Origin of the sequence: Microbacterium sp. HSID17254 (assembly GCF_003989315.1) — a bacterium.
Lineage (GTDB): Bacteria > Actinomycetota > Actinomycetes > Actinomycetales > Microbacteriaceae > Microbacterium.
In genome coordinates this window covers 45,229-66,651 of sequence record NZ_RBLT01000019.1, presented here as the reverse complement: position 1 = coordinate 66,651, position 21,423 = coordinate 45,229, and the positions used below count along the sequence as shown (strand labels likewise).

Sequence of the window (21,423 nt, the reverse complement as noted above, 5' to 3'; positions counted from 1 at the left end):
CGGGACCTCGATGTCGGTGCCGCCGCCTAGACTCGAGAGGTCATGACCGAAGCCCCTCTCATCGTCCCCGGATCCGTCGGCCCGCAGTCCTCCGGCGCCCCCGCGCAGGACGACCTCCTCGCCGGCCTCAACCCCCAGCAGCTCGAGGCCGTCACGTATCGCGGCCCCGCGCTGCTCATCGTCGCCGGTGCCGGCTCGGGCAAGACGAGCGTGCTCACGCGCCGCATCGCCTCGCTCCTGCGCAGCCGCGAGGCGTGGCCGAGCCAGATCCTCGCCATCACCTTCACCAACAAGGCCGCCGGCGAGATGCGCGAGCGCGTCGAGGGGCTCATCGGCGACGCCGCGCGCGGCATGTGGATCTCCACGTTCCACTCCGCGTGCGTGCGCATCCTCCGCCGCGAGGCGCAGCAGTTCGGGTTCACCAAGAACTTCACCATCTACGACTCCGGAGACTCCCGCGCCCTCCTCAAGCGGCTGGTCAAGGAGCACGAGGCCGACGCCTACGGGCTCACCCCGGCGGCGGTCCAGGGGCGCATCTCCAAGCTCAAGAACGAGCTCTCCGATGCCGAGTCCTACGCGCGACAGGCCAACATGAGCGACCCGGCCGAGCGCGTCTTCGTCGAGGTCTTCGCCGACTACCAGCGCCAGCTCCAGAAGGCCAACGCCTTCGACTTCGACGACCTCATCGGGCAGACGGTCTACCTGTTCCGGGCGTTCCCCCAGGTCGCCGACACCTACCGCCGCCGCTTCCGGCACATCCTCGTCGACGAGTACCAGGACACCAACCACGCGCAGTACGCGCTCATCCACGAGCTCACCCGTCCGGTGTCCGGCGTCGGCGCGACGCCGGAGCCGTATGCCGCCAACGGCATGATGATCTTCGAGCCCGATCCCGAGCCTGCGCCGGGAGCCGGTGAGGCCGGGGCGTCGCTGACGGTGGTCGGCGACTCGGATCAGTCGATCTACGCCTTCCGCGGCGCGGACATCCGCAACATCAGCGAGTTCGAGCGCGACTTCCCGGGGGCGAAGGTCGTGCTCCTCGAGCAGAACTACCGCTCGACGCAGAACATCCTCTCCGCGGCGAACGCCGTCATCGGCAACAACTTCGACCGCAAGGACAAGAAGCTCTGGAGCGACCGCGGCGAGGGCGACAAGATCATCGGCTTCACCGGCTACTCGCAGCACGACGAGGCCCAGTTCGTCGCCGACGAGATCGAGGCCCTGCACCGCAAGGGCATGCCGTACTCGGAGATGGCCGTCTTCTACCGCACGAACTCGCAATCCCGCGCGCTGGAGGAGATCTTCATCCGCTCGGCCGTGCCTTACAAGATCATGGGCGGCACGAAGTTCTACGAGCGCGCCGAGATCAAGGACGCGCTGGCCTATCTCGTGGCGGTCGCCAACCCCGCCGACGAGATGGCGGTGCGCCGTATCCTCAACAAGCCGCGGCGCGGCATCGGCGACGTCACCGAGACCGCCATCGCCCGCTTCGCCGAGGAGCACGGCATCTCCTTCCGCGATGCCCTGTCGCTGCCGGGCCAGCTCGGCGTGGGACCGAAGATCCAGGCCGCCATCGCCCAGCTCGACGCCGTGCTCGCCGAGGCGACGGCGATCATGCTGCCGCCGACGGGGGAGGTGCCGCCGCCCACCTCCGTGGCGGACGGGCTCAGCCTGCTGCTCTCCAAGAGCGGCTACCTCGACGCGCTGCGCGCCAGCCGCGATCCGCAGGACGAGGCCCGCGTGGAGAACCTCGACGAGTTCGTGGCGGTGACCCGCGACTTCGCGCGCAACAACCCCGAGGGCACCATCACCGACTTCCTCACCGAGGTCGCGCTGGTCTCCGACGCGGACGACCTCGACGACGAGTCCGGATCGGTCTCGCTCATGACCATGCACACCGCCAAGGGCCTGGAGTACGACGCGGTCTTCGTCACCGGTGTGGAGGAAGACCTCATCCCGCACCGCATCTCGGCGGGAGAGCCCGGCGGCCCGCAGGAGGAGCGGCGCCTGTTCTACGTGGGCATCACCCGCGCCCGCAAGCGCCTGCACCTGTCCCTGGCGATGACCCGCGCGCAGTTCGGCGAGGTGACGGTCGCCATGCCCAGCCGGTTCCTGCAGGAGATCCCGGCCTCCCTCATCGACTGGAGGCAGTCCCCGGGCGACGTGAACTCCCGCGGGGGCATGCAGTCGCGTGCGCTGAACGCCCGTCGCTCTGGAGGGTCCGGCGACCGCTTCGGCGTGAAGGCCCTGCCCCGCGAGTCCCTCAAGCCGCTCTCCACGGCGATGGACAAGATCCCCAACCGCGTCACCGCCAAGATGCGCGACAACGGCGACCTCGAGCTCGCTGCCGGTGACCGCATCCGGCACGACGACTTCGGCGAGGGGAGGGTCGACGCCGTCACGGGCGAAGGCGCCAAGCGCATCGCCCATGTCCGGTTCGACACGGCAGGGCAGAAGAAGCTGCTCATCAAGGTCGCCCCGATCGAGAAGCTCTGACGTCGCGGCGGAGAGGGCGGGGAGACACGGTTAGGCTGGCTCCCATGGCACTCTTCTCCCGCCGCAAGAAGTCCGGCGACGACGCCGTCGCTCCCGCCCCCTCCGCCGCTCCGGCCACCGAGAGCGAGGAGGACGCGAGCACGGCGACCGAGGAGTCGGAGGCGTCGACGGCCGAGGCCTCGCCCACCGTCGGCATCTCGGTGCAGGCGTTCCGCGGTGTCGGCGCCGAAGCCGGGCCCGAGGTCGCGCTTCCGGATCCGGAGGCCGCGGCGGCAGCCGCGGCGCCCGCTGCCGCGCCGACGCCGCCGAGCTCCACCGCGGAGCCCGCGGCGCCGGCGGCCGAGCGGAAGCTCCCGCTCGCTCCCGCGCTCCCGCCGGAGCAGACCGAGACCGTGGCCGGCATGAAGGACAACGTCCTCCTGCGCGAGTCCCTGGCGCAGATCGAGGCGGGGGCCTCGAACGAGCAGCTCCTCGGGGTGCTCCGCCAGGCTCTCCAGGGGCACCTCTACATCCGCGTGAACGGCGATGCCCGCGCGCAGATCAGCGAGGGCAAGCCGCTCGCCGTCGCCGTGGTCCGCGATGGGGAGCGTCAGTTCATGCTGGCGTTCAGCTCGGCGGCCGCCGTCCGGGATTCCGTGCAGCTCGAAGCCGATCCGTCCGCGACCTCCGCTGTCGCCCAGCCGACGACCTCGGTCATGCAGCAGGTCGTCTCCGGTGACTTCGCGGGTCTCATCATCGACAACGCGTCCGCGCCGCATCGTGTGGTGTTCCCCACCGAGCTCCTGCAGAAGACGCTCGAGCAGGCCGACGTCGACATGACCGTGAAGTCCCTGCTCGCGGCGCCGCGGGAGCAGGACTCGCCCGCCAAGGTGGGCGAGGCTCTCGCCACGACCCGCATGTGGGTGGCGGTGAACGACGGATCCGGCACCGGGCAGGTCGGCATCGCCGAGGCGCAGACCGCCGACGGCCGCCGCTTCCTCCAGCTCTTCTCGCACCCGCTGGAGGTCATCGCGCTCGGCCGGGGCGATCGCCCGCTGCCGTTCGAGCCGGACCAGCTCGCGAAGGTGCTGTCGAGCCACTCCGAGATGGCCGGCGTCATCATCGACTCCGCAGGGCCCTCCATGGTGGTGGAGCGTGACGCCCTCGCGCCGGTGCTCGTGCGCGCGGTGCGGATCGAGGATTGACGGCGCGCGCGCCCGGAGTCGCCGGGGGTTCCGCGGGTCGTGACCGCCCCCTAGGGTCGGAGCATGGCCTCTGAACGCGTGACCCTGACCGTCGCCGACACCGATGGAGAGCGTGAGGTCGCGCTCTCCAGCCCGAACCGGGTCGTCTGGCCCGACCTCGGCATCACCAAGACCGAGCTCGCCGAGTACGTGCAGCTCGTGTCGGTGCCGTTCCTCGCGGCGAACGGCAACCGGCCGGTGTCGCTGGAGCGCTTCCGGGACGGCGTGGGGACCGCCGGAGGACCGCGGCCGGAGGGCTTCTTCTCGAAGAACCCGCCCAAGGGCACGCCGGACTTCGTCGACGCCGTCACGGTCACGTACAACAGCGGCCGCCGCCATCCTCAGATCGTCCTGAACCGCACCAGCGCGATCGTGTGGGCGGTGCAGATGAACACCATCGTCTTCCATCCCTGGGCGTCGTTGGCGACCGATTCCGACAACCCCGTCGAGCTGCGGATCGACCTCGACCCGCAGCCGGGCACCGGCTTCGCCGAGGCCGTCCCCGCGGCCCACGCCCTGCGGGAGGTGCTGCGGGAGGCCGGCCTCGAGGCGTTCGCGAAGACGAGCGGCAACCGGGGCCTGCACGTCTTCGCCCCGATCGAGCCCACCCACGAGTTCCTCGACGTGCGGCATGCCGTGATCGCCGCCGGCCGGGAGCTCGAGCGCCGGATGCCGGACCGGGTCACGACGAACTGGTGGAAGGAGGAGCGCGGCGAGCGCCTCTTCGTCGACTTCAATCAGGCCAACCGCGACCGCACGATGGCCGGCGCGTACAGTCCGCGTGCTCTTCCCGGTGCGACCGTCGCGACGCCCGTGCACTGGGAGGAGCTCGACGATCTCGACCCGCGCGCCTTCACCGTGCGGAGCATCCCGCAGCGGCTCGAAGAGGTCGGCGACCCGTGGGCCGACATGCAGGCGAAGCCCGGGCGCATCGACACGCTCCTGGAGTGGTGGGAGCGCGACACGGCGAACGGCCTTGGCGAGCTGCCCTTCCCGCCGGAGTTCCCGAAGATGCCGGGCGAGCCGCCCCGCGTGCAGCCGAGCAAGAAGAACGCCGCGAACTGGGACGCCGACGGCAACCCGGTCGACGACTGAGCGGGCTCAGCTCAGGACGTCGGCGAGGTCGTAGCCTTCGACGGTGTCGAGCTGGTCGTACGTGCAGGAGCGGGCGTCGCGGTCCGGCCGCCATCGCTCGAACTGCACGGTGTGACGGAAGCGGGCGCCCTCGAGCTGGTCGTACCGCACCTCCAGCACCCGCTCGGGACGCAGCCGCACGAACGAGACGTCCTTCGACCCGCTGAACCGCGAGCGCTCGCCCTCGCCCGTCACCGCCGCGCCGTCCTCGTCGCGCTCGACCAACGGCGCGAGCTCCTCCACGAGCTGCTTCCGCTTCGCGTCGCTCCATGCCGCGACGCCGCCGACCTGACGCAGGGTCCCCTCGGCGTCGTAGAGCCCGACGAGCAGCGACCCGACCCCGGTGCCGGACTTGTGGATGCGATAGCCGAGGGCGACGACGTCGGCGGTCCGCGCGTGCTTGATCTTGAAGAGGGTGCGCTTCCCCGGTGCGTACGGCTGCGCCAGCGGCTTGGCCACGACGCCGTCGAGGCCCGCGCCCTCGAACTCCTGGAGCCAGCGGACGGCGGCGTCACGGTCGCGGGTGGTCCTGGTCAGGTGCAGCGGGTGCTCCACGGACTCCATGAGCGTCTCCAGCCGGGCCCGCCGCGTCTCGAACGACTGGTCGCGCAGGTCGTCCTCACCGGAGGCGAGCAGGTCGAACGCGATGAACAGGGCCGGGGTCTCGACGGCGAGCTTCGCGACCCGGGAGGCGGCCGGGTGGATGCGCTGGCTGAGGGCCTCCCAGTCCAGACGCTGCGCGCCGTGCGGACCCGTGGCCACGACGATCTCGCCGTCGAGGAGGCAGGGCACGGGCAGCAGCTCAGGGATCGCATCGACGAGCTCCGGGAAGTAGCGCGTGAGGGGCTTCGCGCCGCGGGACCCGATCTCGACCGTCTCGCCGTCCCAGGCGATGAGCCCCCGGAACCCGTCCCACTTCGGCTCGTAGAGCAGCCCACCCGGGGTCTTGTCGGGGTCGGGGACGGCCGCGACGGCCTTGGCGAGCATAGGGGCCGGGATCTCGTAGCGCATGCACCCATCCTGGACCGGGCGGCGAGCGGGGGAAAGGGCAGGGTCAGCCGAACAGGTCGTCGAGCTCCGCGGGCGTGCCGGCGTCGTGGAGCACGGTGTGTGCCGCGTGCCACCCGGCCATGCCGTTGACCGCGGGCCCGGGCGGCGTGGAGGCCGACGCGAGGTATACGCCCGGCATCGGCGTGCGCCACGGCGCGGGGGAGAGGACGGGGCGGCGCAGGGCCTGACGCATATCGAAGACGCCGCCGGAGATGTCGCCGCCGATCTCGGCCGGGTTGATCGCCTCGCGGGAGGACGCCGGCACCGCGTGGTGGGCGAGGATCCGGTCGCGGAAGCCCGGCGCGAACCGCTCGATCTGCGCGGTGATGAGCTCGGTCGGGTCGAGGTCGGAGCCGTTCGGCACATGGATGTACGCCCAGAGCACGGCCTTGCCGTCGGGTGCCCTGGTCGGGTCGAAGAGCGACGGCTGGACGGCCAGGACGTAGGGGCGCTCGGACACGCGACCGACGGCGACCGCGTTCTCGCTGTTCCACACCTCGTCCCTCGTCCCGGCCACGTGCACGGTGGGCGCGTTCCGCACGTGCTCGTTCGTCCACGGGATGGGGCCGTCGAGCGCGAAGTCGACCTTGGCCGCCGCGGCGCCGTAGCGGTACCCACGGAGCGCACGGGCATACGACGGCGGGATGTCCGGGTGGGTGAGGGCGATCCGGGGGGAGGTGTTGAGCAGGAGCACGTCGCCGCGGTCCGGGTCTCCCCAGTCCAGCGCGGCGAGGTCGGTGACCCGGGTGCCGGTCTCGATCGAGCCCCCGTGAGCCTCCAGGTCGGCGATGAGGGCGTCGGCGATCACCTGCGAGCCGCCGCGGGGGTACGGCCAGCCGCCGGCGTGGGCGAGTCCGGCCAGCAGGAGCCCGGCCGCAGCCCCCGCGAGCGTGGGCTGGGGGGAGTTCGCGTGCGCGACGACTCCCGCCATGAGCGCGGCCGCCTCCTCGGTGCGGAAGGCGGCGCGCGCCAGGGGAGTGCCCTGGTCGAGCATGCGGATCGCGTAGCGGACCGCGGTGACCGGGTCGTGCGGGAGGCGGAGGAGCTGGTTCCCGGTGAAGTCCGTGACGCCGTCGATGTGGGTGCTGAGGGGGCGGAGCCGGCGCCGCCACGCGTCGCCGTCGATGCCGAGCTCGGCCGCGGTGCGCTCGATGTCGCGCCAGGCGATGGCGGCACGGCCCCCGTCCAGCGGATGGGCGAACGAGATCTCGGGGCGGATCCACTCGATCCGCTCGTCGAGCCCGAACGCCTGGAAGAACGGCGAGGCCACGGCCGCAGGGTGGACGGCTGAGCAGACGTCATGACGGAAGCCCGGGAGGGTGGCCTCCTGGGTGCGCAGGCCGCCTCCGACCGTGTCCGCGGCCTCGAGCACGCGCACCTGGTAGCCGGCGCGGGCCAGGGAGACGGCGGCGGCGAGGCCGTTCGGTCCGGATCCGATGATCGTCGCGAGTGCCATGCGGCCAGTCTCGCACGCGAGTCCGCGGTCAGCGGAGGGGGTTGCGCCGTGCGATCCTGGAAGGGATGAATGAAGTCCAGGGCCCGACCCCCGCCGGCACCTCCCGTCCGTACCGCTCGCTTCCCGAGGCGCTCCGCGCCCACCGCATCGATCCGGTGAACCACGCGTTCATCACCGAGATCGTCGAGGCCGCGGGGGTGACCTCGCTGATCGACCGCGGTCGCTACATCGAGGCGATCCGCCGCGAGGGGGCGGCGCTGCACATCGGCCGCACCTACACCAACGGCTTCACCGAGGACGAGGTCGTGACCGTCGGTTCGACCCGCCTCCGCCTGCAGCCCAGCGAGGGACGCGCGCCCTACTTCTACGTGACGCACCCGAGCGAGTTCGCCCCGCAGACCCCGGTCAAGGCCAAGCGCTCCTCGACGCCGCGCACCCCCGCCGCTCCCCGCACGCCCGCCGCTCCGAAGCCCGTCGAGCGCGACTACGGCGTGTGCGACGTGTGCTTCATGGTGAAGACCCCCGCCGGCGGCTGCGGCTGCGACTGATGCCCGCCGCCTCCGCGTCGCGCCGCGGCGTCACCGTCCGCGAGGCGGCGTGGCCGGGTGACGCGGCCTTCGTCGGTGCCGCGGTGTCGACGTATCTCCGGCAGACCGAGCAGGAGAAGCACGACGTCCTGGGTGACCCCGCGGAATCCGAGGGCGAACTCCCCGAGCGGTACCGGCCGGAGGTCCGCGATCCGGCGACCGCGTACGCCGGCGGACGGGTGCTCGTGGCGGAGCTCGCCGGGGCTCCGGTCGGCGTGGTGATCGCGCTTGCGCATGCCGGGTACACCGAGATCAAGCGGCTCTGGGCAGATCCGGCGGTCCGCGGCCGCGGCGTCGGCTCGGCGCTGCTCGACGCCGTCCTGGTGGAGGCCGAGGGCGCGGTGCGGCTGTCGGTCTGGGACTGGCGCGACGCCGCGATCCGGCTCTACACATCCCGCGGCTTCCGTCCCGTCGACCCCTGGGACGACCGCGACCGCCTCCTCCGCTTCGAGTCGCGCACTTCGCTGCATCCGGCCGCCGAATCCAGCACAGTGCGCGATTCCAAGGGCTAGGCGAAGGCGCTCATCCCGGTGATGTCGCGGCCGAGCAGCAGCGCCTGCACGGATTCGGTGCCCTCGTAGGTGTGGATGGCCTCGATGTCGGCCAGGTGCTGCATGACGCCGTTCTCCAAAAGGATGCCGTTGCCGCCGAGGAGATCCCGCGCCGTCGCGGCGATCCGCCGGGCCGCCCGGGTGTTGTGGAACTTCGCGAGCGAGGCCTGCGTCGGCCGCAGCGCCCCCGCCTGCTCCAGATCGGCCATGCGGCGGCAGTAGAGCTGCATCGCCGTCAGATCCTCCAGCATGTGCGTGAGCCGCTCCTGCACCATCTGGAACTTCGCGAGCGGCTTGCCGAACTGCACACGCTCCTTCGCGTAGGCCAGCGCCGCCTCGTAACAGGCCGTCGCGTGACCCAGCGCCGACCACGCGACCCCGGACCGGGTGGCGTACAGCACGGTCGAGGCGTCCTTGAAGCTCTTCGTCCCCGGCAGCACCGCGTCCCGCGGCACCCGAACGTCGTCCAGGCGGATGTGGGCCTGATGGATCGCGCGGAGGGAGGCCTTCCCGCGGATCACGGTGCCGGTGTATCCGGGGGTGTCCTGCTCGACGAGGAAGCACCGCACCGCCCCGTGCTCGTCGGCGGACTCGTCGTCGACCCGCGCCCAGACGAACGTGATCCCGCCCGAGGCGCCGTTGCCGATCCACTTCTTGGCACCGCGGAGCACCCAGGAGTCCCCGTCGCGGCGGGCCACGGTCTCCAGCGAGACGGAGTCGGAGCCGTGGTCGGGCTCGGTCAGGGCGAAGGACCCGAGCACCGAGCCGTCGGCGAGTGCCGTGAGCCAGCGGTCCTGCTGGGCGGGCGAGCCGAACAGCGCGAGCGCCCGCAGCGCGAGCCCGCCCTGCACCGCGAGGATCGTGCCGAGGGAGCCGTCCCCGCGCGAGATCTCCATGTTGACCAGGCCCGCGGCGAGCGGGGAGAGCCGGGTCAGCGCGGGGTGGTCGACGCCGTCGACGACGAGGTCCATCTCGCCCATGCGGCGTGCGGCGTCGAGCGGGTACTCGGCGCGGTCCCACGCCTCGGCCATCTGCGGGGCGACCTCATCGACGTACGCCTTCGCGCGGTCCCAGGCCTCCCGGTCGGCGGCGGGGATGTCGGCGAAGACGGCGTAGTAGTCGCTGTCCTGCCGCCCGGTGACGTCGTAGGAAGAGACGCGCTCGCCGGGGAAGGGGGAGGCTTCAGTGCTCATGGGTGCTCCTTCGTGACACCAGGTATCGTACTCCTCGATACTCGGTACCACGACCGCCCCGGTCGACTCAGTCGAGCTCGGAGCGGAGCCTCCTGGTCACCTCGGCGATCGGCATCGAGCGGGGGAAGACCGCCACCACCACGTCGTCCGGAGCGCCCGCGTCGGCGGCCTCGCCCACGCCGTACCGCCGACGTGCATCCGCGAGCGCGGACTGGAGGGTGGACAGCGGCACCTTCTTCCGTCCGCGCAGGAGTTGCCGCAGCACGTGGTTGTGCACGGCCGTCACGAGCGCGGCGAAGCCCACCGCGTCCAGCGGATCCACCCCCGGCAGGGCGCTGCGCAGGTACTCATCGAACAGCCGCTCGTAGCGGAACACGGTGATGATCTCGCGTTCGCGGAGCACCGGCACCTCCCGCACGATCTGGTAGCGCCGTCGCGCGAGCTCCGGGTCGTTCGCGAAGTGCGTGAACACGGACTCCGATGCCGCGCAGACCGCGCCCCACGGATCGTCGTGCCCCTCGTCGAGGAACTCGCGGAGCTGCTCCAGCAGGACCTCGTGATCGGCGAAGACCACGTCCTCCTTGCCGCCGAACTGCCGGAAGAAGGTCGACCGGGAGACGCCGGCGGCCTTGGCGATCTGCTCCACGGACGTCTGGTCGAACCCCCGGGCGTTGAAGAGTTCGAGCGCGGCGGCGACGACGCCCCCGGTGCGCAGCTCTGCGGATTCGTGCATGGCGAAATCCTAGACCGCCGCGGCACCGGCGCCCGACGGCCCCGGCGAGAGCACGCCGCTGACGCGGTTCCAGAGCTGCACGCGATGGGCGAAGTCGGCCAGCGCCTCCTGCTCTGCGGCGAACACCCGCAGCGACCCCTCGATCGGCTGCGCGCGCTCGTCCTGGATCCAGGTCTGGTAGCACTCTCTGCCGTACGACACCACGACGGTGTTCGTCTTGCCCCGGGGGTCGTCGAAGAAGCAGAAGCCGACGGAGCCTCGCGCGCGGAGGTCGGCGAGGACGGTGTCGCGGTTCATGCGGATGCTCCGGGGACGGCCAGCTCCCGGACCAGGCCGAGACGCAGGTAGAACGTGAGGGGGAGGGGCAGCAGGAGCTGGGTCGCGCCGCCGGGGTCGCCGAAGGCCGGGGCCACCGTGCCGCGGAAGATCGGGGCGTCCCAGCGGTAGTAGCCGATGTCCACGAGGTCGTCCAGGTCCCGTCGGAGGACGGCGTCCTCCGAGCGCTCGTATGCTGCGCGGATGTGGACGCAATCGCCGACGACGAGGAATTGGTGGTACGCCGCGGGGTTCTCGACCCAGGGCAGGGAGCGCTCCGGATAGGCGGCCGGCCGTCCGTTCTCCACGAGGTAGACGTAGCGCGTGTTGAGCGGCCCGTACATGTCCCACACCTCCGCGCCGCGGGGGAGCGGCTCGCGATCGATCGCGACGCCGTCGGGTCCGATCCACAGCTCCGTCATTCCCGGCCCTCGATCCGTCGGACGGCGTGCGAGTCCGACGCCCGGTAGCGGCGCGCGATCCGCAGGAAGAAGTCCAACGCCTCCGACTCCGAGTCGAAGCGGACGGGATCGTGGAATCTGCCGCCACGCTCGTCCGTCTCCCACACGATCCACGCGTCGCCGTCGCGGTCGATCCACGCCGATGACTGTGGTCGACCGGTGGGGCCGAACCAGTTCGCGGTGGCGGTGAGCTTCTCATCGGCGATGATGCGCTGCACGTCGTCGGAGGTGAGCTCGGTCATGGAATCTCCTTCAATACGCCGAGTGTGATCAACTGTGCGGCCGTGAGGGGAAGCTGGACCTGCACCCCGCCACCCGTCGAGCCGAACCCGGGCGCGATGTCTCCTCGGTAGCCCTGCGAACCCAGATACTCGGGCTTGAGCCCGCCCGCCAGGAGTTCGTCCTTGACGTGTTGCGGAGCGCGGTCGTAGACGCTCCGAAGGTCGGACATGTCGCCGACCACTTCATAGCGGTGGTAGTGGGCCGGGTTCTCCACATACGGGAGGGACCGCTGATCGTAGGTGTACGGGCCGTTCTCGGGCACCGGGGACGTGTAGCGGCCCTCTGGAGGACCGTAGCGGTCGAGGACGTCTCCCACCTGTGGAGTGTGCGGCTGCCGGATCGGCTCGCCGCTCGCATCGAGCACGTACCCGTCGCCGGGAACCTGGCTCCAGTCGATGCTCCCGTCGGGCTGGAGCACGTCCGGTCCCTTGGGGATCTGGACGTCGGGCGGGAGCGTGCCGTTGTCCGCGAAGTCGTCAGCGTACTCCGGGTAGTTGCGGTCGAGGTATGTCTGGATCTGCTCGTCCGTGAGTGTGCTCTGGTCGCGCACGCTGGGGCCCGCGGGGCCGGAGCCGCCGGGTGACGAGCCGTCGGGGGACGAGCCGCCGGGCGAACTGCCGTCAGGACTGTGCGGAGCACCGGGGCCGGACGGGCCGTGCCCACCGCCCGGGCCGCGCGAGAAGAGGTCGCCGAGGCGCTGGAACAGCGACTTGAGCTCGTCGAGGTGCTTCGTGAGGGCCGTCACGGCGTCCACGAGCTTGAGCACGGTGCCGGAGATCCGGGCGGTCATGGCCGAGACGCGGCTCGTGGCCTGTGCGATGACGTACGGGGTGGCGGTGCCCAGGGACACGACGAGCGTGCTCGCATAGGAGATCAGGGAGCCGACCAGCTGCGACAGGGTGTCGCGGACCAGCTCGTGCACGATCTGCACCAGCATGGACGCGGTCTCCATGCCGGTCCTCATCCCGCCGGCCCAGGCAGCGGCCGCGGAGATGTGGGCGGCGACGTCGGACTGCAGCCGGAGGTAGGCCGCGATCGCCTCGCCCGACATCGAGCTGACGTCGGAGAGGCGTGCGTCGAGGGTCTCGCCCGCCTGCTGCAGCTGCTGCGCGATGTTGCCCCAGGTCGCCGCGAAACCGGCGACTTCGCCCGCATCGCCGGTCAGGTCGTTGAGCCAGCCCTTGAGCGGCTCGAGGTGGTCCATCAGCCACCCCAATCCCACGGCGATCAGCGAGCCGAGCGGATCCATGGCCGTGGCCACGGTGTTCGCGAGAGCGGAGAAGGACGCGAGTCCTCCGGAGACCCAGTCCCCGCTCTCGATCGCGTTCACGAGGTCGTAGCCGTCCTCGAGCAGACCGGCTCCGCTGAACGGTGTCGTCGGGTCGATCGGTCCCGCCACCAGCGGGTTCGGCGGGGTCATCGGCGAGCGCCCTCCACGGACGACAGCAGCCCGCGGATCGAATCGAGCTGACGCTGCTCTCCCTCATCGAAGTCGTCCGCCAGGCCGCGGAGCTGCTCCTCGGACTTCTCCAGCATCGTCGCGGCGGCGGTGATCGCCCCGGCGGCGATCGACGAGACGATCTGCGCCGGGGGGACGAGGAAGGCGCACATCACGCCGAAGGCGCCGCCGCCCACGTTCATCGAGCCGGCGGCGTTCTCGGCGAGCCGGACGTCCGCGGCGATCTGCGCGACGCGCTGGGCGTGCTGGCGGACGGTCTCGGTGTCGACGGCGATCAGCTCGGCCATCAGCGGTACTCGATCTGCGGTCGGCCGTCCTGACTCGGGTCGGGGAGCTCGGCGATCTCCTCACGCAGATGCGCGACCGCCGCGTCCTCCGCGCCGAAGGCCTCCGCCGCGATCTCGACCGCCCGCGCGCCCGCCGCCTTCTGCGCGGTGGCGGCGAGGGTGACGATGAGGGCGCCCAGGGCGGCGGGGGAGCGCTGCAGAGCGGCGTCCGTGAGCGCGACGTCGGCGAGGCGCCCGGAGGCGTCCACCGTCACGGTGACGTCGCGGCCCGGAGAGGCCGCCTGCTCGCGCACGCCCGCGATGTCGTCGCGCACCTGTGCGGCCTGCGCGGCGCGGCGCTCCGCGTCCTTCACCTGCTGCTCGATGCGCGCGCGTGTCGCCACCGGATCAGACCAGTCGAAGGTGTCCGTCATCTCGTCTCCCCTGCCTCGACGCTCAAGAATCGTACCGGAGGCGTCGGCGCGTCGGGGAGGGCGTCGGGGCGTCGGAGCGCTCAGCCTGCGGTAGTAGGCTGGGGGACTGGTCGATGTCTCGACATCGAGAGAATCACCAGACCAGACCGCAGCCCAGTGAAGGAAGCACAGTGGATCTGTACGAGTACCAGGCACGAGACGTTTTCGAGAAGTACGGAGTGCCGGTCCTCGCCGGCATCGTCGCGGACACCCCCGAGGAGGTGAAGGCGGCTGCCGAGAAGATCGGCGGTGTCGTGGTCGTCAAGGCCCAGGTCAAGACCGGAGGCCGCGGCAAGGCCGGCGGTGTCAAGGTCGCCAAGACCCCCGACGAGGCGTACGAGGCCGCGAAGGCCATCCTCGGGCTCGACATCAAGGGGCACGTCGTCAAGCGCGTCATGGTCGCGCAGGGCGCCCGCATCGCCGAGGAGTTCTACTTCTCCGTGCTGCTCGACCGTGCCAACCGCTCCTACCTCTCCCTCTGCTCCGTCGAGGGCGGCATGGAGATCGAGCAGCTCGCCGTCGAGAAGCCCGAGGCGCTCGCGCGCGTCGAGGTCAACCCGCTGACCGGCATCGACAAGGAGAAGGCGGTCGAGATCGCCCGCGCCGCGAACTTCCCGGAGGACCTCGTCGAGAAGGTTTCCGACGTGTTCGTGAAGCTCTACGACGTCTACAAGGGTGAGGACGCGACGCTCGTCGAGGTCAACCCGCTCGTCCGCACCGAAGACGGCGACATCATCGCGCTCGACGGCAAGGTCACGCTCGACGACAACGCCTCCGAGATCCGCCACCCCGAGCACGAGGCGCTCGAGGACAAGGACGCCGCCGACCCGCTCGAGGCCAAGGCCAAGGCGTCCGGCCTGAACTACGTCAAGCTCGACGGCGAGGTCGGCATCATCGGCAACGGCGCGGGCCTGGTCATGTCGACGCTCGACGTCGTCGCCTACGCCGGTGAGAACCACAACGGCGTCAAGCCCGCCAACTTCCTCGACATCGGCGGCGGCGCCTCGGCCGAGGTCATGGCCGCCGGCCTCGACGTCATCCTCGGTGACCCGCAGGTCAAGAGCGTGTTCGTCAACGTGTTCGGTGGCATCACGGCGTGCGACGCCGTCGCCAACGGCATCAAGGGCGCCCTCGAGACGCTGGGTGACACGGCTTCCAAGCCGCTCGTCGTCCGCCTCGACGGCAACCGCGTGGACGAAGGTCGTGCGATCCTCGCCGACTACGCGCACCCGCTCGTGACCCTGGCCGCCACGATGGACGAGGGCGCCGACAAGGCCGCCGAGCTCGCCAACGCCTGACGCTTCGACAGGATTTAAGGAACAGAACATGTCGATCTACCTCAACAAGGACTCCAAGGTCATCGTCCAGGGCATCACCGGCGGCGAGGGCACCAAGCACACCGCGCTGATGCTCAAGGCCGGCACCCAGGTCGTCGGCGGCGTCAACGCCCGCAAGGCCGGCACCACGGTCTCGCACACGGACAAGGACGGCAACGCCGTCGAGCTCCCCGTCTTCGGCTCGGTCGCCGAGGCCATGAAGGAGACCGGCGCCGACGTGTCGATCGCCTTCGTCCCCGGCGCCTTCACGAAGGACGCGATGATCGAGGCCATCGACGCCGAGATCCCGCTGCTCGTCGTCATCACCGAGGGCGTCCCCGTGGGCGACTCGGCCGAGGCTTGGGCCTACGCGCAGAGCAAGGGCAACAAGACCCGCATCATCGGGCCGAACTGCCCCGGCATCATCACCCCCGGTGAGGCGCTCGTCGGCATCACGCCCGCCAACATCACCGGCAAGGGCCCGATCGGTCTCGTGTCGAAGTCGGGCACCCTGACCTACCAGATGATGTTCGAGCTGCGCGACCTCGGCTTCTCGACCGCCATCGGCATCGGCGGCGACCCGGTCATCGGTACCACGCACATCGACGCGCTCGCTGCGTTCGAGGCCGACCCCGAGACCAAGGCCATCGTCATGATCGGCGAGATCGGCGGCGACGCCGAGGAGCGTGCGGCCGAGTACATCAAGGCGAACGTCACCAAGCCCGTCGTCGGCTACGTCGCGGGCTTCACGGCCCCCGAGGGCAAGACCATGGGTCACGCCGGTGCGATCGTCTCCGGCTCGGCCGGTACCGCGCAGGCGAAGAAGGAGGCCCTCGAGGCCGCCGGCGTCAAGGTCGGCAAGACGCCGTCCGAGACCGCCGCTCTCATGCGCGAGATCATCGAGTCGCTCTGATCTGAGCTACGCTTGACCTGAAGGCCCCGGGCTCCACCCCGGGGCCTTCGTCATACCCCCGGTTCCTGCCGGCCCCTCCCTCAAGTCGCGCAAATGGTCCCATTCCGCGGCCGAATGGGACCAATCACGCGATTCCGGCGAGCCGTCTGCCCCGGCCCACTCCTCCTGACGGTGGAGCTCCCACCTCCCTCAAGTCGCGCAAATGGCCCCATTCCGTGTCGGAATGGGGCCATTTGCGCGATTCGAAGCGGGGTTAGATCCCGACGCCGAAGAGGGCCTCGATGGGACCGCGGGCGAAGAAGATGAGGAAGCCGGCGCCGACCACCCACAGCAGCGGGCTGATGGTCTTGGCCTTGCCGGAGAAGGCGTGGATGAGCACCCAGCTCACGAAGCCCGCGCCGATGCCGTTGGCGATCGAGTACGTCAGCGGCATGACGGAGACCGTGAGGAACACCGGCAGCAGCACCCGGAAGTCGCCGAAGTCGATGTGCCGGATCTGGGCCATCATCATCGCACCGACGATGATCAGGGCCGCGGCGGCGATCTCGGTCGGGACGATCGAGGTCAGCGGGGTGAGGAACATCGCGATGAGGAACACGATGCCCGTCACGACGTTCGCCAGTCCCGTGCGGGCGCCCTCGCCGATGCCGGCGCCGGACTCGATGAAGACCGTGCTGGAGGACGACGAGGTCGCACCACCGGCGATCGCGCCGACGCCCTCGACCACCAGCGCCGACTTGATGCGCGGGAAGTCGCCGTTGTCGTCGGCGAGGTTCGCCTCCTTCGCCAGGCCCGTCATGGTGCCCATGGCGTCGAAGAAGTTCGTGAAGAGGAGCGTGAAGACGATCATCACGAGCGCGACGAGGCTGACCTTGCCGAGGTCGAACGAGAAGTCGACGGCGCCGATGAGGCTCAGGTCGGGGACGCTGACGGGGGAGCCGTTCAGTGCCGGGACGGTGAGACCCCAGCCGCCGGGGTTGACGACATTGCCCTCATCGTCGACGCCGCGGGCGCCGATGTGCCAGATCGCCTCGACGACGACCGCGAGCACGGTGCCGCCGATGAGGCCGATGAGCATGCCGCCCTTGATGCGGAGTGCGACGAGGATGCCGGTGAGCAGCAGCGTGATCACGAACAGCAGGCTCGGCACGGTGGCCACGGAGCCGTTGACGCCGAGGCCGACGGGCGGGGACGAGGCGCCGGTCGCGGTGACGAAGCCGGAGTTGACGAACCCGATGAACGCGATGAAGAGGCCGATGCCGACCGTGATCGCGATCTTCAGCTGGAACGGTACGGCGTCGAAGATCGCCTTCCGCAGCCCGGTGGCGGCGAGGAGCACGATCACGACGCCGTTGATCATCACGAGCGCCATCGCCTCGGGCCAGGTGACCTGGCCGACGACGGAGAACGCGACGAAGGCGTTGATGCCGAGACCGGCGGCGAAGCCGAACGGCAGACGGGTGACGACGCCGAAGAGGATCGTCATGACGCCGGCGGTCAGGGCCGTCGCGGCGCCGACGGCGTTGAAGTCGAGCATGTCGCCGGCGACGTCCGGCTTTCCGGACAGGATGATCGGGTTCAGGATCACGATGTAGGCCATCGTGACGAACGTCACGAGGCCTCCACGGATCTCGGTGCCGATCGTCGATCCGCGCTTGCTGATCTCGAAGAAGCGGTCCAGGGTACCGGTGGACGCCGGGGCGGGCGGGGCAGTTGTCATCGGGAAACCTCCGGAGAAACGCTACCGTGTCGCCGCCCCCGCGCGCGCCCACGGGGGACGGGAAGGAACTCGTCGTAGTCTCGGAAGCGCTATGCAACGCCTCCTCGTCGCGCTCCTCGCCGCCCTCGATGCCGCCATCGCGGCGGCCATCGGGCTCGTCGTGCTGCTGGCGCCGTTGACGCTCCTCTGGACGCTGGCCTTCGGGATCACGGCCGACTGGGGCGCACTCTGGCCGCTCACCGGCACGCTCTGGGAGTTCGGCCACGGCGTCCCCCTGGAGATCACGATCCCGGACACGCTGCTCGTCGCCCTGGCGATCCCCGCAGACGCCGCGCGGTTCGTCGTCTCGGTCACGCCGCTGGCCTTCCTGCTCCTCACCCTGCTCTTCGCCGCGCGCTCCGGGGGCCGCGCGGCGCGCTCCGGGGCATGGCTTCTGGGGTCGCTGTCGGGGACCGTCGTCTTCGCCGTCATCTCCACGGTCGTCGCCCTCACATCGGCGCTCGGGGCCGCGCGGGTCCCGCTGGCTCTCGCGATCTTGCTGCCGCCCGCTGTGTACCTCGTGGGCGCGGTGTGCGGCGCCGTGCGGGTGGCATGGGAGGACGGCGACGGCGGACTGCTCGACCGTGTCCATGACGTCCTGGACGCCAGGGAGGACTGGGCGCCGGTGCCCTCCTCGATCGTGCGCGGCGCCGCGTTCGCGCTCGTGGGCGTGACGGGAGCCGCCGCGTTGGCCGTCGCCCTGTCGGTCCTCACGCGCGGTGGAGAGGTCGTCGCGCTGTTCCAGGCGGCGCGGGTCGACGCCCTCGGCGCGACCGTGCTGACCCTCGGGCAGCTCGCGTATCTGCCGACCTTCGTGGTGTGGGCTGCCGCGTGGCTGGCCGGGCCCGGGTTCGCGGTCGGTGCGGGGACCGCGGTGTCGCCCGCCGGCACCCAGCTCGGCGTCGTGCCCGGCATCCCGGCGTTCGGCCTGCTGCCGGAGAACTCCTCGATCTGGATGCTCATCGTGGTCCTGATCCCCGTGGCCGCCGGTGCGTTCGCGGGGTGGGCCGTCCGCTCGCGTCTGGTGTGGGAGGGGACACCGCTCGGCATCCCGCAGCGGACCGTGATCGCCGTGGGGATCGCTGCGGTCGCGGCCGGTGTCGCCGCGCTCGCCGCGATGTTCGCGAACGGGTCGATGGGGCCGGGACGCCTCGGGACGGTCGGTCCGGCGGTGCTGCCGTTCGCGCTGTCCCTCGGCGCGGAGGTCCTCGTGGGTGCGGCGATCCTGCTGCTGTCGCCCCGTCACCGGGATGAACTCGCCGAGGAGCGCACGGACCGCTGGATCGCCGAGATGTCCACGCTGACCTCCGAGGACGCCGGCGACGACCGGAGCCCGCACCCGGGCTTTCCGTCCTCCGAAGACACCGCGCCACTGGACGCGCTGCGCGACCGCGGGACACCGCGCGGACCCGTCGAGGACGATCGCCCCTAGCGGCCCTGCCCGCCCCGCGGTCGGGACGGCGCCTGTGCGGCACGCCGGTAGACTGGGCGCGTGCTCACGGTCGCCGTACTCATCTCGGGCGCCGGCTCGAACCTTCGCGCCCTCCTCGAGGCCGCTCGTCACCCCGATTTCCCGGCGCGTGTCGTCGTCGTCGGGGCGGATCGCGAAGCCGACGGGCTGGCCCATGCCGAGGAGTTCGGCATCCCCAGCTTCACCGTGCCGTGGCACGAGCACGAGAGCCGCGAGGCGTGGGGCGAGGAGCTGGGCCGTCAGCTCGCCGTGTGGTCGCCGGACCTCGTGGTGCTCAGCGGCCTCATGCGGCTGCTGCCGTCCTCCCTCGTCGCCGCCTATGCGCCGCGGATCATCAACACCCATCCCGCGTACCTCCCGGAGTTCCCCGGAGCGCACGGCGTCCGCGACGCCCTCGCCGCGGGCGTCCGGGAGACGGGCGCCAGCGTGATCGTCGTGGACGACGGGGTCGACACCGGCCCCATCCTCGCCCAGGAGCGCGTGCCGATCCGGGCCGACGACACCGAGCACACGCTGCACGAGCGCATCAAGCCGGTCGAGCGCCGGCTGCTCATCGACGTCGTCCGGCGCATCGCGACCGGCGACCTCGCCCTGACCTCCGCCCCCTGACCCCCCGACGCCCCCGCACGAAGGAGCCCATCATGGCCGGCCCCCGCCACGACCCCACGCTCTACCGCGATCGCGACACCGTGCCGATCCGGCGCGCTCTCGTCTCGGTCAGCGACAAGACCGACCTGCTCGTGCTCGCCGCCGCGCTCGCCGAGGCGGGCGTCGAGATCGTCTCGACCGGGTCGACGGCGTCCACCATCCGCGACGCCGGCTTCGAGGTGACCGACGTCGCCGCGGTCACCGGTGTCGCCGAGATGCTCGACGGCCGGGTCAAGACGCTGCACCCGAAGGTGCACGGAGGCCTGCTCGCCGACCTGCGCCTGGAGGACCACGAGCGGCAGCTCGCCGACCTCGACATCGCGCCGTTCGAGCTCGTCGTCGTCAACCTCTACCCGTTCGTGGAGACCGTGGCCTCCGGCGCCGAGGGCGACGACGTGGTGGAGCAGATCGACATCGGCGGCCCCGCCATGGTGCGCGCGGCCGCGAAGAACCACGCCAACGTCGCGATCGTCGTGTCGCCGCAGTCCTACCCGGCGATCATCGCGGCCGTGGCGCAGGGCGGCACCTCGCTCGCCCAGCGGCGGGAGCTCGCGGCGCGGGCGTTCGCGCACACTGCGGCCTACGACACGGCCGTCGCGCAGTGGTTCGCCGAGGGCACCCTCAACGACCCGGGCGACCTCCCGGCGCACCTGACGATCCAGGCCGAGCGCCTCGCCACGCTCCGCTACGGCGAGAACTCCCACCAGCGCGGCGCCATCTACACCCGCGCGGGCGGCCACGGCATCGCCCAGGCCACGCAGCTGCAGGGCAAGGAGATGTCGTACAACAACTACGTCGACGCGGACGCCGCCCTGCGCGCCGCCTACGACATGGTCAAGCCGGCGGTGGCGATCATCAAGCACGCGAACCCGTGCGGGATCGCCACGACCGCGCCGAACGCCCTCGACCCGATCGCCAGCGCGCACCTCCGCGCCCACGAGTGCGACCCCGTGTCGGCGTACGGCGGCGTGATCGCCGCGAACGGCACCGTGACGCTGAAGATGGCCGAGAACCTCAAGGACATCTTCACCGAGGTCATCGTCGCGCCGTCGTTCGAGCCCGCGGCCCTCGAGGTGTTCAAGGCGAAGAAGAACCTGCGTCTGCTGCAGCTCCCCGAGGACTGGCAGCAGGAGCGCATGGACGTGCGCCTCGTGTCCGGCGGCCTCCTGCTCCAGGACGCGGACCGCTTCCCGGACGACATCGTCTCCGTCGCCAAGAACTGGGAGCTCGTGTCGGGGGAGCGCCCGAGCGACGAGGAGATGGAGAACCTGATCTTCGCGTGGAAGGCCTGCCGGGCCGTGAAGTCGAACGCGATCGTGCTGGCGAAGGACAACGCGACGGTCGGCGTCGGCATGGGCCAGGTCAACCGCGTCGACTCGTGCCGCCTCGCGGTGGAGCGTGCGGGAGATCGTGCCGCCGGATCCGTCGCCTCCTCCGACGCGTTCTTCCCGTTCGCGGACGGTGCCCAGGTGCTCATCGACGCGGGTGTCACGGCGATCGTGCAGCCCGGCGGCTCCGTGCGGGACGAGGAGGTCGTCGATGCCGCGCGCAAGGCCGGCGTCACGATGTTCTTCACGGGGGAGCGTCACTTCTTCCACTGATCGAGCCCCCGGTCTTCCGCCGAGGCCCCGGCGTGC

General features: G+C 71.0%; 21 protein-coding genes. 10 read left to right on the top strand and 11 right to left on the bottom strand.

Annotated features, from left to right (window positions below):
- The first annotated feature begins 42 nt into the window (after positions 1 to 42).
- From D8M34_RS12045 to ligD, 3 genes are all read left to right on the top strand, one after another.
- Positions 43 to 2,496: an ATP-dependent helicase gene (locus D8M34_RS12045; protein ID WP_126894121.1), complete on the top strand. Its 2,454-nt coding sequence runs from the start codon at positions 43 to 45 to the stop codon at positions 2,494 to 2,496.
- A gap of 44 nt (positions 2,497 to 2,540) precedes the next feature.
- Positions 2,541 to 3,680, top strand: coding sequence for an SseB family protein (locus D8M34_RS12040; protein WP_126894120.1), 1,140 nt, complete (start codon positions 2,541 to 2,543; stop codon positions 3,678 to 3,680).
- 63 nt (positions 3,681 to 3,743) lie between these two features.
- Complete coding sequence (gene ligD, locus D8M34_RS12035) at positions 3,744 to 4,814, top strand: non-homologous end-joining DNA ligase (protein WP_126894119.1); 1,071 nt, start codon at positions 3,744 to 3,746, stop codon at positions 4,812 to 4,814.
- A 6-nt stretch (positions 4,815 to 4,820) separates the two neighbouring features.
- Here the strand turns inward: ligD and D8M34_RS12030 are convergent, their stop codons facing one another.
- Both D8M34_RS12030 and D8M34_RS12025 read right to left on the bottom strand, forming a co-directional pair.
- The gene (locus tag D8M34_RS12030) at positions 4,821 to 5,864 is read right to left on the bottom strand and encodes an ATP-dependent DNA ligase (protein WP_025103765.1); all 1,044 of its coding nucleotides are present in this window, start codon (positions 5,862 to 5,864) and stop codon (positions 4,821 to 4,823) included.
- Positions 5,865 to 5,907: 43 nt separating this feature from the next.
- Positions 5,908 to 7,359 (bottom strand): phytoene desaturase family protein, encoded by a 1,452-nt coding sequence (locus D8M34_RS12025; RefSeq protein WP_126894118.1) that lies wholly within the window; start codon positions 7,357 to 7,359, stop codon positions 5,908 to 5,910.
- A gap of 65 nt (positions 7,360 to 7,424) precedes the next feature.
- On the opposite strand from D8M34_RS12025, the gene D8M34_RS12020 reads away from it, so the two are divergent.
- Both D8M34_RS12020 and D8M34_RS12015 read left to right on the top strand, forming a co-directional pair.
- The gene (locus tag D8M34_RS12020) at positions 7,425 to 7,907 is read left to right on the top strand and encodes a hypothetical protein (RefSeq protein WP_062635910.1); all 483 of its coding nucleotides are present in this window, start codon (positions 7,425 to 7,427) and stop codon (positions 7,905 to 7,907) included.
- Positions 7,907 to 8,458, top strand: coding sequence for a GNAT family N-acetyltransferase (locus D8M34_RS12015; protein WP_126894117.1), 552 nt, complete (start codon positions 7,907 to 7,909; stop codon positions 8,456 to 8,458). The genes D8M34_RS12020 and D8M34_RS12015 overlap by 1 nt, the downstream gene beginning before the upstream one ends.
- On the opposite strand, the gene D8M34_RS12010 is transcribed toward D8M34_RS12015, so the two are convergent.
- The 8 genes from D8M34_RS12010 to D8M34_RS11975 all read right to left on the bottom strand — a co-directional run bounded on the left by D8M34_RS12010 (position 8,455) and on the right by D8M34_RS11975 (position 13,640).
- Entirely contained in the window at positions 8,455 to 9,690 is a 1,236-nt protein-coding gene (locus D8M34_RS12010) for an acyl-CoA dehydrogenase family protein (protein ID WP_126894116.1), read from the bottom strand. The two genes, D8M34_RS12015 and D8M34_RS12010, sit on opposite strands and share 4 nt — an antisense overlap.
- 67 nt (positions 9,691 to 9,757) lie before the next feature.
- Entirely contained in the window at positions 9,758 to 10,423 is a 666-nt protein-coding gene (locus D8M34_RS12005; protein ID WP_126894115.1) for a TetR/AcrR family transcriptional regulator, read from the bottom strand.
- 9 nt (positions 10,424 to 10,432) lie between these two features.
- Positions 10,433 to 10,720 carry a hypothetical protein gene (locus D8M34_RS12000; RefSeq protein WP_126894114.1) on the bottom strand — a complete coding sequence of 96 codons (288 nt, stop codon included), beginning with the start codon at positions 10,718 to 10,720 and terminating at the stop codon, positions 10,433 to 10,435.
- Positions 10,717 to 11,160, bottom strand: a complete 444-nt coding sequence (locus D8M34_RS11995; RefSeq protein WP_126894113.1) for a glycohydrolase toxin TNT-related protein — start codon at positions 11,158 to 11,160, stop codon at positions 10,717 to 10,719. Before D8M34_RS11995 ends, D8M34_RS12000 begins: the two co-directional genes overlap by 4 nt.
- Positions 11,157 to 11,441 carry a hypothetical protein gene (locus D8M34_RS11990; protein WP_126894112.1) on the bottom strand — a complete coding sequence of 95 codons (285 nt, stop codon included), beginning with the start codon at positions 11,439 to 11,441 and terminating at the stop codon, positions 11,157 to 11,159. Before D8M34_RS11990 ends, D8M34_RS11995 begins: the two co-directional genes overlap by 4 nt.
- Positions 11,438 to 12,901 carry a TNT domain-containing protein gene (locus tag D8M34_RS11985; protein WP_126894111.1) on the bottom strand — a complete coding sequence of 488 codons (1,464 nt, stop codon included), beginning with the start codon at positions 12,899 to 12,901 and terminating at the stop codon, positions 11,438 to 11,440. Before D8M34_RS11985 ends, D8M34_RS11990 begins: the two co-directional genes overlap by 4 nt.
- On the bottom strand, positions 12,898 to 13,227 hold the full coding sequence (locus D8M34_RS11980; protein ID WP_025103775.1) for a type VII secretion target: 330 nt from the start codon (positions 13,225 to 13,227) through the stop codon (positions 12,898 to 12,900). Before D8M34_RS11980 ends, D8M34_RS11985 begins: the two co-directional genes overlap by 4 nt.
- Complete coding sequence (locus tag D8M34_RS11975; RefSeq protein WP_062635924.1) at positions 13,227 to 13,640, bottom strand: YbaB/EbfC family nucleoid-associated protein; 414 nt, start codon at positions 13,638 to 13,640, stop codon at positions 13,227 to 13,229. The genes D8M34_RS11980 and D8M34_RS11975 overlap by 1 nt, the downstream gene beginning before the upstream one ends.
- Before the next feature lie 170 nt (positions 13,641 to 13,810).
- On the opposite strand from D8M34_RS11975, the gene sucC reads away from it, so the two are divergent.
- Together sucC and sucD are read left to right on the top strand one after the other, a co-directional pair.
- The gene (gene sucC / locus D8M34_RS11970; RefSeq protein WP_025103777.1) at positions 13,811 to 14,977 is read left to right on the top strand and encodes an ADP-forming succinate--CoA ligase subunit beta; all 1,167 of its coding nucleotides are present in this window, start codon (positions 13,811 to 13,813) and stop codon (positions 14,975 to 14,977) included.
- Positions 14,978 to 15,005: 28 nt separating this feature from the next.
- On the top strand, positions 15,006 to 15,908 hold the full coding sequence (sucD, locus tag D8M34_RS11965) for a succinate--CoA ligase subunit alpha (protein ID WP_025103778.1): 903 nt from the start codon (positions 15,006 to 15,008) through the stop codon (positions 15,906 to 15,908).
- Positions 15,909 to 16,161: 253 nt separating this feature from the next.
- Here the strand turns inward: sucD and D8M34_RS11960 are convergent, their stop codons facing one another.
- Positions 16,162 to 17,628, bottom strand: coding sequence for an NCS2 family permease (locus tag D8M34_RS11960; protein ID WP_126894110.1), 1,467 nt, complete (start codon positions 17,626 to 17,628; stop codon positions 16,162 to 16,164).
- A gap of 91 nt (positions 17,629 to 17,719) precedes the next feature.
- On the opposite strand from D8M34_RS11960, the gene D8M34_RS11955 reads away from it, so the two are divergent.
- The 3 genes from D8M34_RS11955 to purH are packed head-to-tail and all read left to right on the top strand — an operon-like array spanning position 17,720 to position 21,387.
- A complete protein-coding gene (locus D8M34_RS11955) occupies positions 17,720 to 19,099 on the top strand; it encodes a cell division protein PerM (protein ID WP_025103780.1) in 1,380 nt (459 codons plus the stop codon).
- Between the two features lie 60 nt (positions 19,100 to 19,159).
- A complete protein-coding gene (gene purN, locus D8M34_RS11950; RefSeq protein ID WP_025103781.1) occupies positions 19,160 to 19,747 on the top strand; it encodes a phosphoribosylglycinamide formyltransferase in 588 nt (195 codons plus the stop codon).
- 32 nt (positions 19,748 to 19,779) lie between these two features.
- Positions 19,780 to 21,387, top strand: a complete 1,608-nt coding sequence (gene purH, locus D8M34_RS11945; RefSeq protein WP_025103782.1) for a bifunctional phosphoribosylaminoimidazolecarboxamide formyltransferase/IMP cyclohydrolase — start codon at positions 19,780 to 19,782, stop codon at positions 21,385 to 21,387.
- Positions 21,388 to 21,423 lie beyond the last annotated feature (36 nt).

Excerpts from the sequence above, each read along its gene's own strand:
- ligD (WP_126894119.1), top strand. The coding sequence starts at position 3,744 with ATGGCCTCTGAACGCGTGACCCTGACCGTCGCCGACACCGATGGAGAG.
- D8M34_RS11980 (WP_025103775.1), bottom strand. The coding sequence starts at position 13,227 with ATGGCCGAGCTGATCGCCGTCGACACCGAGACCGTCCGCCAGCACGCC.
- sucD (WP_025103778.1), top strand. The coding sequence starts at position 15,006 with ATGTCGATCTACCTCAACAAGGACTCCAAGGTCATCGTCCAGGGCATC.
- D8M34_RS12030 (WP_025103765.1), bottom strand. The coding sequence starts at position 5,864 with ATGCGCTACGAGATCCCGGCCCCTATGCTCGCCAAGGCCGTCGCGGCC.
- D8M34_RS11990 (WP_126894112.1), bottom strand. The coding sequence starts at position 11,441 with ATGACCGAGCTCACCTCCGACGACGTGCAGCGCATCATCGCCGATGAG.
- D8M34_RS12000 (WP_126894114.1), bottom strand. The coding sequence starts at position 10,720 with ATGAACCGCGACACCGTCCTCGCCGACCTCCGCGCGCGAGGCTCCGTC.
- D8M34_RS12045 (WP_126894121.1), top strand. The coding sequence starts at position 43 with ATGACCGAAGCCCCTCTCATCGTCCCCGGATCCGTCGGCCCGCAGTCC.
- purH (WP_025103782.1), top strand. The coding sequence starts at position 19,780 with ATGGCCGGCCCCCGCCACGACCCCACGCTCTACCGCGATCGCGACACC.
- D8M34_RS11995 (WP_126894113.1), bottom strand. The coding sequence starts at position 11,160 with ATGACGGAGCTGTGGATCGGACCCGACGGCGTCGCGATCGATCGCGAG.
- D8M34_RS12025 (WP_126894118.1), bottom strand. The coding sequence starts at position 7,359 with ATGGCACTCGCGACGATCATCGGATCCGGACCGAACGGCCTCGCCGCC.
- D8M34_RS11985 (WP_126894111.1), bottom strand. The coding sequence starts at position 12,901 with ATGACCCCGCCGAACCCGCTGGTGGCGGGACCGATCGACCCGACGACA.
- D8M34_RS12010 (WP_126894116.1), bottom strand. The coding sequence starts at position 9,690 with ATGAGCACTGAAGCCTCCCCCTTCCCCGGCGAGCGCGTCTCTTCCTAC.
- D8M34_RS11955 (WP_025103780.1), top strand. The coding sequence starts at position 17,720 with ATGCAACGCCTCCTCGTCGCGCTCCTCGCCGCCCTCGATGCCGCCATC.
- D8M34_RS11975 (WP_062635924.1), bottom strand. The coding sequence starts at position 13,640 with ATGACGGACACCTTCGACTGGTCTGATCCGGTGGCGACACGCGCGCGC.
- D8M34_RS11960 (WP_126894110.1), bottom strand. The coding sequence starts at position 17,628 with ATGACAACTGCCCCGCCCGCCCCGGCGTCCACCGGTACCCTGGACCGC.
- D8M34_RS12015 (WP_126894117.1), top strand. The coding sequence starts at position 7,907 with ATGCCCGCCGCCTCCGCGTCGCGCCGCGGCGTCACCGTCCGCGAGGCG.
- D8M34_RS12040 (WP_126894120.1), top strand. The coding sequence starts at position 2,541 with ATGGCACTCTTCTCCCGCCGCAAGAAGTCCGGCGACGACGCCGTCGCT.
- D8M34_RS12005 (WP_126894115.1), bottom strand. The coding sequence starts at position 10,423 with ATGCACGAATCCGCAGAGCTGCGCACCGGGGGCGTCGTCGCCGCCGCG.
- D8M34_RS12020 (WP_062635910.1), top strand. The coding sequence starts at position 7,425 with ATGAATGAAGTCCAGGGCCCGACCCCCGCCGGCACCTCCCGTCCGTAC.